General features: G+C 61.0%; 14 protein-coding genes. All 14 read left to right on the top strand.

What is annotated here, in order from left to right; translation table 11 throughout:
• The first annotated feature begins 260 nt into the window (after positions 1-260).
• The 14 genes from ACT3R7_RS17640 to ACT3R7_RS17575 are packed head-to-tail and all read left to right on the top strand — an operon-like array spanning position 261 to position 12,881.
• Positions 261-929, top strand: a complete 669-nt coding sequence (locus ACT3R7_RS17640) for a beta-ketoacyl synthase chain length factor (RefSeq protein WP_496199322.1) — start codon at positions 261-263, stop codon at positions 927-929.
• On the top strand, positions 926-1,714 hold the full coding sequence (locus ACT3R7_RS17635; protein ID WP_496199321.1) for a lysophospholipid acyltransferase family protein: 789 nt from the start codon (positions 926-928) through the stop codon (positions 1,712-1,714). Before ACT3R7_RS17640 ends, ACT3R7_RS17635 begins: the two co-directional genes overlap by 4 nt.
• Positions 1,686-1,961, top strand: a complete 276-nt coding sequence (locus ACT3R7_RS17630; RefSeq protein ID WP_192539376.1) for a phosphopantetheine-binding protein — start codon at positions 1,686-1,688, stop codon at positions 1,959-1,961. The genes ACT3R7_RS17635 and ACT3R7_RS17630 overlap by 29 nt, the downstream gene beginning before the upstream one ends.
• Complete coding sequence (locus ACT3R7_RS17625) at positions 1,951-2,217, top strand: acyl carrier protein (protein ID WP_192539377.1); 267 nt, start codon at positions 1,951-1,953, stop codon at positions 2,215-2,217. Before ACT3R7_RS17630 ends, ACT3R7_RS17625 begins: the two co-directional genes overlap by 11 nt.
• Before the next feature lie 2 nt (positions 2,218-2,219).
• Positions 2,220-2,744, top strand: a complete 525-nt coding sequence (locus ACT3R7_RS17620; protein WP_225736285.1) for a COG4648 family protein — start codon at positions 2,220-2,222, stop codon at positions 2,742-2,744.
• Entirely contained in the window at positions 2,705-4,438 is a 1,734-nt protein-coding gene (locus tag ACT3R7_RS17615; RefSeq protein WP_496199320.1) for an AMP-binding protein, read from the top strand. The genes ACT3R7_RS17620 and ACT3R7_RS17615 overlap by 40 nt, the downstream gene beginning before the upstream one ends.
• Positions 4,431-5,186, top strand: coding sequence for a glycosyltransferase family 2 protein (locus tag ACT3R7_RS17610; protein ID WP_496199319.1), 756 nt, complete (start codon positions 4,431-4,433; stop codon positions 5,184-5,186). The genes ACT3R7_RS17615 and ACT3R7_RS17610 overlap by 8 nt, the downstream gene beginning before the upstream one ends.
• Complete coding sequence (locus tag ACT3R7_RS17605; protein WP_192539916.1) at positions 5,183-6,124, top strand: lysophospholipid acyltransferase family protein; 942 nt, start codon at positions 5,183-5,185, stop codon at positions 6,122-6,124. The genes ACT3R7_RS17610 and ACT3R7_RS17605 overlap by 4 nt, the downstream gene beginning before the upstream one ends.
• A complete protein-coding gene (locus ACT3R7_RS17600) occupies positions 6,108-7,679 on the top strand; it encodes an HAL/PAL/TAL family ammonia-lyase (RefSeq protein ID WP_496199318.1) in 1,572 nt (523 codons plus the stop codon). Before ACT3R7_RS17605 ends, ACT3R7_RS17600 begins: the two co-directional genes overlap by 17 nt.
• On the top strand, positions 7,669-8,109 hold the full coding sequence (locus tag ACT3R7_RS17595; protein WP_018917628.1) for an acyl-CoA thioesterase: 441 nt from the start codon (positions 7,669-7,671) through the stop codon (positions 8,107-8,109). Before ACT3R7_RS17600 ends, ACT3R7_RS17595 begins: the two co-directional genes overlap by 11 nt.
• On the top strand, positions 8,106-8,684 hold the full coding sequence (locus ACT3R7_RS17590) for a LolA-related protein (protein ID WP_193092156.1): 579 nt from the start codon (positions 8,106-8,108) through the stop codon (positions 8,682-8,684). The genes ACT3R7_RS17595 and ACT3R7_RS17590 overlap by 4 nt, the downstream gene beginning before the upstream one ends.
• Positions 8,681-10,978 carry an MMPL family transporter gene (locus ACT3R7_RS17585; RefSeq protein WP_496199317.1) on the top strand — a complete coding sequence of 766 codons (2,298 nt, stop codon included), beginning with the start codon at positions 8,681-8,683 and terminating at the stop codon, positions 10,976-10,978. Before ACT3R7_RS17590 ends, ACT3R7_RS17585 begins: the two co-directional genes overlap by 4 nt.
• Positions 10,978-12,294 (top strand): NAD(P)/FAD-dependent oxidoreductase, encoded by a 1,317-nt coding sequence (locus ACT3R7_RS17580; protein ID WP_441675465.1) that lies wholly within the window; start codon positions 10,978-10,980, stop codon positions 12,292-12,294. Before ACT3R7_RS17585 ends, ACT3R7_RS17580 begins: the two co-directional genes overlap by 1 nt.
• Positions 12,291-12,881, top strand: coding sequence for a DUF3261 domain-containing protein (locus tag ACT3R7_RS17575; RefSeq protein ID WP_441675467.1), 591 nt, complete (start codon positions 12,291-12,293; stop codon positions 12,879-12,881). Before ACT3R7_RS17580 ends, ACT3R7_RS17575 begins: the two co-directional genes overlap by 4 nt.
• Positions 12,882-12,889: the final 8 nt, after the last annotated feature.

Here is a 12,889-nt window from a genome sequence, read left to right as displayed (position 1 = left end):
CAGGTTCAGCCAAGCCCGAGCAGCCTCTCCTTTACTCCGAAGACATTGATCCTCCTAACTGCCCCCCCAAGCTATATTCCTAAAGGCATATATCCTGAATAGAAAACCGTTTTTGTTCTCTATGGCGGCTTGCAGGCAGGGGCCGCAGCGGTTGTCCCTTGACGCTAGCCCAATGGCACATACCATTTATGTAACCCTCTCTTTTCCAGCCTGCCTGATTAAGTTAAAGTAGCCGCCCTTTTGAGCGGGCTATCAGAGCAGTGTCTTTATCATTATTTATCGAAGACTGGCGGGGCTGGCTGCCTAAAGAGGCTGCGGCAACCGTTAAGCCAAGTCGTCTTATCTCTGCTCAGCCGGGTGGCGAACTGCCCGCCATGCTGCGGCGGCGACTCGATGATGCCGGTCGCGCCACCTGCGATATCCTGCGAGAACTCGCCCCCCAGGCTGATGCCCCTTTAGTGCATGCCTCGCGGCATGGCGATACGATGCATACGCTCGCCATGCTGGAAAGCCTGCAACGTGGCGAGCCGATTTCTCCTACCCGCTTCTCGATGTCAGTGCATAACGCCATTCTGGGCGTTCACTCCATTGCACGGTCGCATCATCGCCCTTTGCAGGCGTTGGGTGCCTGTGGTGATGAATTTGATGCGCTTATTTACGAGTCCCACGGGTATTTGATAGCGGGCTACCCTAGCGTCGTTGCCGTGTTCTCCGAAAGCTCGCTCCCTGCTGCTTATCAAGGCGTTACGGAGCACCCGGGTACGGCATGCGTGGTTGGCATGCGCTTTACCCTGAACCAGGGACGCGCCATTACGGTATCGAAACCAGGCCAAGGCACTTCCCCAACGCCGATCAACGTGCTGAACTGGCTAAACGGAGAGACCACTTTCCTGGACGGCCGACAGCGCTGGCACCTGGAGCAGGAATGAGCATCAATCGATTGTACCGCGGCGTGGGCACCGCTGTTTCCTTTGCAGCTTTCGGGGTCGGTGGGCTTTTCATTGGCCTGGTGATTGCGCCGCTGCTGAATCTCTGTGTGCGCGATACTGAACGGCGCCATCAACTGGCGCGACGCCTTATCCAAGCCTGCTTTCGCGGATTCATCAATTTGATGAAAGGCCTAGGCGTGCTTGATTACCGCTTCAGCAATCCCGAGCGCCTCAAGCGCCCTGGTTTGCTGGTGATTGCCAATCACCCTTCATTGATTGATGTGATTTTCGTGATCGCCTACACGACCCACGCCAACTGTATCGTGAAGGGCCGGCTGGCCCGCAACCCGGTTACTCGCGGCCCTATTCGTGCCGCAGGCTATATCACCAACGATGACCCCGAGTCAGTGCTAGAGGCTGCCCGCCAGAGCCTACAAAGAGGTGACTCACTGGTCTTGTTTCCTGAAGGCACCCGCACTAGCCCCAAACGCCCGATCAAGTTTCGTCGCGGGGGCGCAAATATCGCCCTGCGCACCGGCACAGCGATTACCCCTGTCCTGATACGCTGTACGCCGACCACCCTTACCAAGCATGAACCCTGGTATCACATCCCGGCTACCAAGGTTTTAATGGAACTTAACGTGCTTGAAGACCTGGATGTCAACTCAGCTAGCCAACAGCCAACCGGCCAGCTCGCCAGGCAACTAACACAATGGCTGAGCGACCACTTCAACACAGAATTGGAACACTTCCATCATGACCGAAACCTGCAACCAGGCACTTGAACTCGAGCTCAAGCGCCTCATCATCGATACGCTTGAGCTTGAGGATATTACGCCAGCCGATATTGACCCAAGCGCTCCCCTGTTTGGCGAAGGACTCGGGCTTGACTCGATTGACGCGCTCGAGCTTGGGCTGGCCCTGCAAAAGCAGTATGGCATCAAGCTTGATTCCGAAGCCGACGAGACGCGACGCCACTTCGAAAGTCTGGCTGCGCTGCAAGCGCTCGTGGAGGCCCGCCGTGTCAACTGAAACCGCTGACCATCAGCGCGCAGAGATACTTGCTCACATTCGCAAGACACTGGTTGAGCTGTTCGAGATCAATGCCAGCGACATTGAGCCCGACGCCCGCCTCTATGAGGATCTGGATATCGACAGCATCGACGCGGTGGACCTCGTCGTCGAGCTCAAGCAGTTTACCGGACGACGTATCAAGCCCGAGGATTTCAAATCGGTGCGCACGATCAACGATGTTGTCACTGCCGTCGAACAACTGATGCAGCGGTAACAATGTCCAGATACGCCAGCATGGCGCTCGCGCTGATATGGCCGCTACTGGTACTGCTTTTGCACGATGATATCGGCAGCTGGCCGTTACTGGTCATCGGTGCGGCACTACTCGCCTGGAGAATGCCTCAAGCGCGCTACCTGGCAGCCGCTGCGGCGGTCCTGCTGGTCGCCCTGGGCGGGTTGGGGCACGCGGAACTCGGCATGCGGGGCTACCCCATTGCCGTGAACGCGATCATGCTGGCTATCTTTCTCTCCAGCCTGTGGCGTGGCATGCCGATCATCGAGCGCTTGGCGCGTCTGCGTGAGCCCGAACTGCCCGCTGCGGGGATACGCTATACCCGGCATGTTACCTGGGCATGGTGCGGCTTTTTTGTGCTCAACGGCGGCATTGCGTGCTGGACAGCGCTGTATGCAAGCCTTGCTACCTGGACGTTATACAATGGCGCCATCAGCTATGGCCTGATCGCCATCATGTTTGCCGGTGAATGGCTGTTACGTCACCGGATGCGGAGTCGCCTGTCGTGACCTTTATCTCGCTTACTCAGTTACCCTGGCGTGCGGCTTTTGCCCGCCATGAGTCGCTGCCCAGCCACTGGGTGTGTGGCGCCTCCCTTGCGTCGCATATTGAGGCATGGCACCACTGGCTGGCGGACAAACCTACCGGCCGCTGGCTGCTATGCCAACAGCAACCGGTAGCGTTCTGCGCCGCCCTGATCGCCTTGTGGGAAAGCGGCCGGGTCGCCGTACTGCCCGCCGATGATCGCCCCGAAACGCTCTCCCGGCTGGCAAGCGAAGTCGATGGCATCCTGCCCGATGCGCCCAAGCCGCAACTCCCGCAGAGCGCTGAAACACGCCCACGCGTTGCGCCTCTTGATCCGAGCGCTACCGCCGTTGTGCTATCCACCTCAGGCTCCACCGGCAACCCCGTTCAGTTAGCCAAGCGATTTGATCAGTTGGAGGCAGAGTTATCAGCCCACGCCAGGCTTTGGCCACTGGCAGACAGCGGGGTTATTTCCCAGGTCAGCCACCAGCATATTTACGGGCTGCTCACCGGCATACTGCATCCCTTGTGCACAGGCGCGCCTTTTTGCGGTGGTGAAAGCCGGTATCCCGAAGCGCTGATGGCCCGTTTGCAGGAAGCCGATGCAGCAGGCCTGCATCCGGTCGTGGTCAGTTCCCCCGCGCAGCTGTCGCGCTTGCCTGAACACCTGCCCTGGCGCACAACCGCATCGCCTACGCGAGTGTTCTCATCGGGTGCCCCGCTGGCCCTGGAACACGCCCAGCTTACCGAACGTCTGCTACAGGCGCCGGTCGTTGAGATTTATGGCAGCACCGAAACGGGGGGCATTGCTCAACGACGCCAAACACAGCATAGCGCTTGGCAAGCGCTGCCCGGCGTGGAGTTATCGTTTCAAAACGGCAGCCTGAATTTGCGGTCAGCGTTTTTAGAAACGCCGCAGCAGTGGTGGCAGCAGCCTGATCAGGTCGTGCCAGCGGATAACGGCTTTGCGCTACTGGGCCGAGCGGATCGTCTGGTCAAGATTGGTGGCAAGCGCGTTTCACTTGATCATGTGGAGCGCCTCCTTACGGCAGTGGAAGAAGTCAGCGAAGTACGCTGTGTCGACCTTGACCGCGACGACAGCCGTCTGGGTGCGGTGGTCGTGCTGGATAAAGCATCTCTTCCGCACCAGCGTGAAGCTCGGCAGCATTTGATCCAGCGTATGCGCACATACCTTTTCGATCACCTGGAGCCTATTGCCGTGCCCCGTTATTGGCGCTTTGTCGAAACGCTGCCGAGCAATGCCCAGGGAAAGCTGGACCGCACGCTGATCAACCGCCTGTTTGCCGATCTGGACGATCCCAAAGTGCCGCGCTGGCTGGGCGAGCATCCTCTGGATGCCAACAGCTGCGTAATGACGCTGGAAGTTCCGGAGCGGCTGGTGTTTCTGGAAGGCCACTTCGATCAGTATCCGATCGTCCCGGGCGTGGTGATGGTGCAGTGGGCCATCCATTATGCCCACGACATGTTTGGCCACAGAGGTCTGTTTCTGGGTATCGAGCGCTTGAAGTTTACGCGCGCGCTGCTGCCCGGCACTCGCTTCACCCTAGAGCTGACCCGCCGCGAAGACGGTATCGCGTTTAGCATTGACTCCCAGGAAGGGCGCCACTGCGCCGGGCGGGTTCGCCTGCAAGCGCCCAAGGGAGATCAGCATGGCTGAGCCAAGGCCCTGTATCCTGATCCCTGTGTACAACCACCCAGCGACGATCACTCCGCTCTGCACGGAACTGGCAGCGCTTGAGATACCGCTGCTGCTGGTCGATGACGGCAGTGATCAGCAGTGCGCCGCCGTTCTGGATCGCCTGGCTGAACAGGGCCATCACCTGCTGCGTCTTGAGACTAACCAGGGCAAGGGGGCGGCGGTACGTGCCGGATTACGCTACGCCGAGCAGCTGGGGTTCAGCCATGCACTTCAGGTCGATGCCGACGGCCAGCACGGGGTCGACGACCTGCCCGCGTTTCTCGCAACATTAAAGGTGGCTCAGGGAACGCTGGTAGTGGGTTATCCTCGCTATGACGCCAGCGTGCCCCGAGTGCGCTTCTATGGCCGCTACGCCACCCATATCTGGGTGTGGATAAATACCTTATCGCTGGATATTCGCGACTCGATGTGCGGTGTCAGGCTCTACCCGGTGGCGCCGCTCAACCGAATGCTGGCCCGCCATCCCTGCGGCAATCGCATGACCTTCGATACCGAAGTGCTGGTGCGCTGGCACTGGGCACAAGGCGCCATGATGCACCGGCCGGTACGCGTGCACTACCCCCGCGATGGCATCAGTCATTTTGCCGTATGGCGCGACAACCGGCAGATATCGCTGATGCATACGCGCCTGTTTTTCGGCATGTTGTGGCGCCTGCCGCGCTTGCTCGCCCGACGCTTTCAGCCACGCCGCGAGGCGAGCCCATGAGCCATCACTGGGCGCGGATCGGCGAACGCGGCACGCTGCTGGGAATGACCCTGATGGTGGCTATACAGCGGCGCCTGGGCCGCTGGCCTTTTCGGCTGGCGCTATGGCCGGTGATGCTCTGGTATTTTCTCGTCCATACCACGGCGCGACGCGCTTCCCAGGCTTTTCTGCAACGCCTTTATCCCTCGCTCAAGCAGCAGCCTTTCGCCCGTTGGTGGCAAAGCTATCGCCATTTTCTGGCCTTTGGCGAAACGCTGATGGACAAGGTCGAAGCGTGGAGCGGCAATATTGCCGACGAGCGCCTGGTGGGTAGCGGGGTCGAGCGCTTCACTCAAGCGATCGCTGGCGGTCAGGGCGGATTGATCCTTGTCGCCCACCACGGCAATCTTGACGTTGTGAATGCGCTGACCGAACGCCATACCAATCTCGACCTGACGGTCATGATGCACACCCGCAATGCGCGCAAGTTCAATGCCCTGCTTGAACGCGTCACGGGCAAGCCGCGCCCACAGATTCTCGAAGTCAGCGAAGTTACCCCGGCCACTGCCCAGACGCTGGCTGAGCGCATTAACGCTGGTGGCTATGTGGTCATCGCCGCCGACCGCCTTCCCCTGTCAGGCGAGCGAACCCAGCCGCTTGATTTTCTCGGCGACCGGGCAAGCTTCCCGGAAGGCCCTTTCCGCCTGGCTACCTTGCTGCGCTGCCCACTCTATACGCTGGCCTGCGTGCGCGATGATGACCACTTCAGGATCGACTTTGAGCTTCTTGGCGACACCCAGAGCCTGCCTCGTCGTCAGCGTGAAACGTGGATTACCGAGACCATGCAGGCGCATGCCGACCACCTGGCCGAACGCGTTCGGCGGCACCCGTTGCAATGGTTCAATTTTTATCCCTTCTGGATAAATGACACTGGATACCTTCATGACGATACTGCGTGACCCGACGGCGGGCCCTTTTACCCGCGAGCCGCTCATTCTGGATGGATCGATGGTCAGCCTTGAAGAGGTGTTGGCGGTTGCCGAAGGTCGCCGCCGCGTCATTCTGTCGACGACCCCCGATTTTCGTAAGCGTATTGCCAAAGGCAATGCCTTTCTCGAGCGCCTGCTAGAGGAAGAGGGCGTCGTCTACGGCGTTACCACCGGTTATGGCGACTCCTGCACCCGCGAAGTCTCCGCCTCCGACCTGGAGCAACTGCCCCGTCAGTTGTACACCTTTCATGGCTGCGGGTTGGGCGAGGCGCTGTCGGTTGAAGCCGCGCGGGCAGTGATCATGGTACGCCTTGTCTCGCTTTGTCGCGGCGTATCCGGCGTCAGCGTCGAACTTCTCGAGCGCCTGACATGGTTGCTTGAACACGACGTGATACCGGTGATTCCTGAAGAAGGCTCTGTCGGGGCCAGCGGGGATCTCACACCGCTATCTTACCTGGCTGCCGTCTTGTGCGGTGAGCGGGACGTATTTCATGACGGCAAGCGACGGCCTACGGCTGAGGTGTTCGCCGAGCACGGGCTTACCCCCTATCGCCTGAAGCCCAAGGAAGGTCTGGCACTGATGAACGGCACCGCGGTGATGACAGCGCTGAGCGTGTTCGCCTTCGCCCGCACCACTTATCTGGCGCGCCTGACCACCCGTATCACGGCGCTTTGTGTGCATGCGCTGAACGGCAACCCCTACCACTTTGATGCCGAGCTTTTCGCCGCCAAACCGCACCCGGGGCAGAACAAGGTAGCCGAACGCCTGCGCGAGGATCTCCACGCGCCCGATACGCCGCGCAACTCATCGCGCCTTCAGGATCGCTACTCGACGCGCTGCGCCCCGCATGTGATCGGCGTAGTGGAAGATGCCCTGCCCTGGTGGCGCCAGTTTCTCGAGAACGAACTCAACAGCGCCAACGACAATCCGTTGATCGACGCCGAACAAGGCAAGGTCATGCACGGCGGCCACTTTTACGGCGGCCATGTCGCCTTCGCCATGGATAGCCTCAAGCAGGCCTGCGCCAACCTCGCGGATTTGCTCGACCGCCAACTGGCGCTGCTGGTGGATGCTCGTTTCAATCATGGGTTGCCCAGCAATCTCAGCGGCGCCGCCCCCGAGCGGGCCAGCCTTAATCATGGCTACAAGGCCGTGCAGATCGGGGCGTCCGCATGGACCGCCGAGGCGCTGAAGCTGACCATGCCCGCCAGCGTTTTCTCGCGCTCCACCGAATGCCACAATCAGGACAAGGTCAGCATGGGCACGATTGCCGCCCGCGATGCGCTGCGTGTGCTCACCCTGGTAGAACAGGTCGCGGCCGCCACGCTGCACGCGGCCTGTCAGGGTGTTGAGCTACGCAGCCAGATAGGCGATGCACCACCGCTGCCCGGCCGCCTGGCTGAATTTCTGACCGACTGCCGCCTGATCTTTCCGGCACTTGGCGAAGACCGCGCCCTGGAACACGAACTCCGCACCCTGTGTGACGTGATTCGCCAACGCCACTGGAGCCTATATGACGCTTGATGATGGCAAACTGCCCCGCTACGAGACCGAACTGACGATACCCTTTCACGATATCGACATGATGCAGGTGGCCTGGCACGGCCACTATGTGCGCTACCTGGAAATTGCCCGCTGCGCGCTGCTCGATGCGCTCGATTACAACTACCCCCAAATGCAAGCCTCAGGGTTTGCCTGGCCGGTGATCGATTTACGCCTGCGCTACGCGGCCCCGGTGCTATTCGCTCAGCGAATCGCAATCGAAGCGCGCCTGAGCGAGTGGGAGAACCGCCTCAAGATCGACTACACCATTCGCGATGCACACACACGCAAACGCCTGACGCGCGCCTGGAGCGTTCAGGTAGCCGTCGGAATTGAAGACCGCGAAATGCGCCTGGAATCGCCCCCCGTTCTGCGGGAACGTCTGCTCGCCTGGCAGGAGGCCAATCAATGATGCGCGCCATTAACCAAGCAGCTTTTTGTGCTCTTGCCCTTTTTGCCCTCACCATGCTGGCCGCCAGCGCCACCGCGTGGGCGGCTCCTGACACTGACGAGCTTGCCGCACGCCTGGCCGACAATGCACCGCAGTGCGGGCGATTCGAGCAGACACGCTGGCTAGCCGACCTTGATAGTCAGTTGGAAAGCCGTGGAACCTTTGAACATCAAGACGCGGGGCTTGTCTGGCAAACGACCTCCCCCATCAATGACCGCGTGGTGCTGAGCGCGGACAACGACGAGCTGCCGATGGGTTTTCAGGCGGTCGCCCCGGTGCTTGGTGGCCTGCTTTCAGGCGACTGGCAGGCGTTGGAGAGATACTTCGCCATCGAACTCAGCGGCACTCAAGATGAGTGGCAAGCCAAGCTTACGCCCAGTGAAGCGAACATCGCCCAACGGCTTGACCATCTGCTGGTTCACGGCAACCAGCAGGTAGAGCGTGTCGAGATCGCGTTCACCAATGATGACCGCCTTGAGCTTGCCTTAAGCGGCGCGGATTGCGAGCGCCTTGAAGACGATAAGCACACACCGTGAGTGAAGCAACGCACCCCGGGCGCCTGGAGCGTCTGGCAGCTATCGGCTGGGCGGGGCTGCTGCTGGGCTGCGCCCTGCTCTTGGCTGGCCTGCTGAGCAAAGGCGCAGCGCTGGATACGCGCATCACTGCGCTGCTCCCGGAAACCCGGCAGGGAGCGCTGCTCGAACACGCCGAACAGCGCTTGACGCAAGCCTTCGAGGACCGCTTCGTGCTGCTGGTGCAGGGCGAAGCGCCGGCTCGGCTGGTTGCGGATCTCAAGGTCCGCCTTGAACAATCGGCCAGCGTTACGGCCTTTGACGATGACATTCTGCACACCCCCGACAGCGACTTGTCAGCGTACCGTTATCGGCTGCTATCGCCCTCGTTGGCCGCTGCCGATAACGACGCCTGGGTACAACGTGGTCTGCGACAGCTGTTCACGCCGGGAGGCGACGCGGACCCACGCCAGGACCCCTTTGGCCTGCTGGATGCTTGGCAGGACCAGCGCCTGGCTGGCCCCATTCGCCTGATCGACGGCCTGCCTGCCGTCAGGGATGACAACGCTGCCTGGTTCATCGTCAGCGGCCAACTCACGGCCAGCCCCTACGATATGGCCATGCAGCAACGCCTTGTCACGGCGCTTGCGGAGTTTAGCGATGCTCATCCCGAAGCCGAACTGCTGAGAAGCGGGCTGGTGTTTCACGCCGCCGCCGGTGCCGAGCAGGCCAAGCGCGAAACCCTGACCATCGGCATCGGCTCGCTGCTGGGTATCGCCTTGCTGCTCTGGATCACCTTTCGGCGCGGCTCGATACTGGCCAGCCTGTTGCTGCCGGTGGCGTGTGGCGTTCTGTTTGCGCTGCCCTTGACCTGGCTATTGTTTGGTACGCTCAACCTGCTGACGCTGGCCTTTGGCGCCAGCTTGATCGGCATTGCGATAGATTACGCCCTGCATTTTCAATGCGCTCGCCAGCTGGCGCCCGAACAGCCGCTGGCCAGGCTTTGGCCAGGGCTATTACTCGGTCTGATATCAAGCCTCGTCGCCTATCTTGTCCAGCTTGCCACGCCGCTGCCGGGGCTGCGCCAGATGGCCACGTTCGTGGCGCTAGGCCTGATAGGTGCCTGGCTTACAGTACGCCTTTGGCTGCCGTGGTTCACCCCGCGCCCCCATACCGCCACCGCGCGTATTGCCACGCGGCTGAACCGCCTGCGTTTACCGCTTCACGCGCCCAGGTATTGGGGGCTGCTCGCCCTGCTTGGGGTTCTCGCAGTGGTCATGATCGCCACGCGGCTGTCCGCTGACGATGATCTTCGCCAGCTCAATCCGTCACCTGCCGAGCTGATTACCGAGCAGCAACGCGTGCAGATACTGCTGGATAGCCCGACCGCCAGCCGCTATCTGCTTGTCACCGCCGAGCAGGAAGACGAACTATTGGAACGTATTGAAGCTCTGGACGCGGACCTTGCTGATTTAGAGGCGCAAGGGCACTTGACCCACTACCGCCACCTGGCTCAGGCGGTGCCCTCTAAAGCGACGCAAGACGCCAACCTTGAGCGTGTACGCCAGGCCTACCGTAACGCCCTGCCCGAGCTGATCGCCCAGGCGGGCCTTCCACTGGCCTTGCTAGAAACCGCGCAGCGCTCGCTTGAAAGCGTACCGCTGCTGACGATCACCACGTGGCTCGACACTCCGGTGGGGCAAGCCGATGCCATGCTCTGGCTAGACGCAGACGCCGATGACGAGCGTGCAGACATGGCGGCGCTGATAACGCTGGGCGATGCCGACAGTACTGCTCAACAGGCACTGGCTCGCCTTGCTGCACCGGAATACGTTCTTTACCAGGACCGAGTGGCAACGTTATCCAGCCACTTGGCACAGCTCCGCGACCAGATCGCCCTGTGCCTGGCCATCGCCGTGGCGGGGCTTGCAATGATATTTGGCGTTCGCTATCGCGGGCGGGCCTGGCGCGTATTATTGCCGCCGCTGGGTGCTCTGCTGGCGACCCTGGCACTGTTGAGCGCACTCAATATCGGGTTGACGCTTTTCCATCTGCTGGGGTTGCTGCTGGTACTGGGTATCGGTCTTGATGCGGGCATCTTCAGCACGGAACACCCGGACAGCGCAGCCGTGTGGCTGGCCATTAGCCTGTCGTGTGCCTCGAGCCTTTTGGCCTTCGGCCTACTGGCGTTCAGTGCCACACCCGCGCTTCACTACCTGGGGCTGACCTGCCTCATTGGCCTTGCATCCGCGTGGGCGCTTGTGCCGTTTGCCAGGGCGGGCGCCCGGCCTCTCTCTTCTCGACAGGACACTCCCTGATGGCGACAGAAGCAACACAGCACATGAAAGCTCAGTCTTTAAAACCCCAGCGTTTGGGAACCCAAGACAGCACCGATGTGGCCATCATCGGTGCCGGCCCTTCCGGCGCAGCGGCGGCGGCCTGGCTTGCAAAGCGGGGTCTGGATGTACGGGTGATCGAGCGCAGCCGCTTTCCGCGCTTCTCCATCGGTGAAAGCTTATTGCCCCAGTGCATGGTGCATCTTGAGGCCTGTGGCCTGCTGGAGGCCGCCAAGGCCGGCGGATTTCAAATCAAGAACGGGGCGGCCTTTACCTGGCGGGATCGCTACGCGGCCATCGATTTTCGCGACAAGTTCACGCCTGGCCCAGGCACCACGTGGCAAGTCGAACGCGCTGATTTTGACCAGCGCCTGATCGAAGGCGCGCGCCAGCTGGGCGCACAGGTTGAGTTTGATACCCGCGTTGAAGCCTTTGTCGCCGACCCCGAACGGCCCAGCCTTACGCTGGTCGATGCCAACGGTGAGCAGCGCTCGTTACACGCACGCTTTGTGCTCGATGCCAGTGGCTATGGTCGCGTCCTGGCGCGCCTCACCGGCCTTGCCCGCCCCTCGACGCTTGAGTCACGCTGTGCGCTGTTTACGCATATCGAGGATCGCATCGACTGTTCGCGTTACGACCGCGAGAAGATACTGATCGGCTTGCACCCTGAGCATCCCGGCATCTGGTACTGGCTGATTCCCTTCAAGAATGGACGGGCATCGGTCGGCGTCGTGGGTGACCGGGCAACGCTGGAGGCCGCCGGCGTCAATGACGATGAACGCCTGTGGCATTTCATCCGTGCCGAACCGATGCTCGCCGAACTGCTGGTCAATGCGAGCGCCACGCGTGACATTGGCCGCCTGGAAGGGTATTCAGCAGATGTCGAGCAGCTGCACGGCCCCGGTTTCGCCCTGCTGGGTAACGCGGGCGAATTTCTTGATCCGGTTTTCTCTTCAGGCGTGACTATCGCCCTGGATTCGGCTCTGCGCGCCGCTCCCCTGGTCGAGCGCCAGCTGGCCGGTGAACACATCGATTGGGATAGCCAGTTTGAGCAACCCCTACGACGCGGTGTCGCCACCTTCCGCGAATTTGTCGACGCCTGGTACGATGGCCGCTTACCGCGGATCATCTTCAATGACCAGCAGGTACCGCGCATACGCACCATGATCAGCTCAGTGCTCGCCGGCTACGCCTGGGATGAAGAAAACCCGTTCGTTGCCGCCAGCCGTCGACGGTTAAACAGCCTGGCAGAGGCCTGTACCGATATGCCCCGCCATAGCGCAGGAAAGGACGAATGACCATGACGTTATCGCGCTTCGTGTATCAGGCAGGATTGATTATCGCCGCCCTATTAGTGCTGGTCGGCTGTGCCGGACAGCCGGTGGCGACCGTGCCCAGCCTTGCGACACTGCCGGAGATGGAAACGCAGCGGCAGCGCCTGACGTTTGAACATGATGACCAGCGCCATGAGATGATTGGCGTTCTGCGCCACGACGACAAGGCGTTGCGCCTGGCCATACTAAGCCCACAAGGCCAGCGCCTGCTGACCCTGATACACGACGACAGCGGCAGCCGCTTTCTACAGGATGCCGCCTTTGAGCCGCCCTTTACCGCCGAGTGGCTGGCTAGCCGTTTGAGCTGGAACCTGTGGCCCGCGCCTGCTATTGAGCAAGCCTTTGAGTCCAACGCCTGGTCACTGCAAGAAGATGAGACGGGCCGCACGATCCGCTATCGACAGCGCGTCGTCGCACGGATCATCGGCAACCCGGCATGCACGTTAATTGACGACGTCGAGGCAGGCTACCGCCTGTATATCATGCCCCTTAGTGACAGTAACAGTAACAGTGACACCGACCAGACAGCCGCCCCATGTTTAACCCCTTGATAGCGTCT

This window comes from Halomonas sp. AOP43-A1-21, assembly GCF_052376775.1.
Taxonomy (GTDB): domain Bacteria; phylum Pseudomonadota; class Gammaproteobacteria; order Pseudomonadales; family Halomonadaceae; genus Vreelandella; species Vreelandella colorata.
This window is presented reverse-complemented; position numbering and strand designations above follow the sequence as displayed.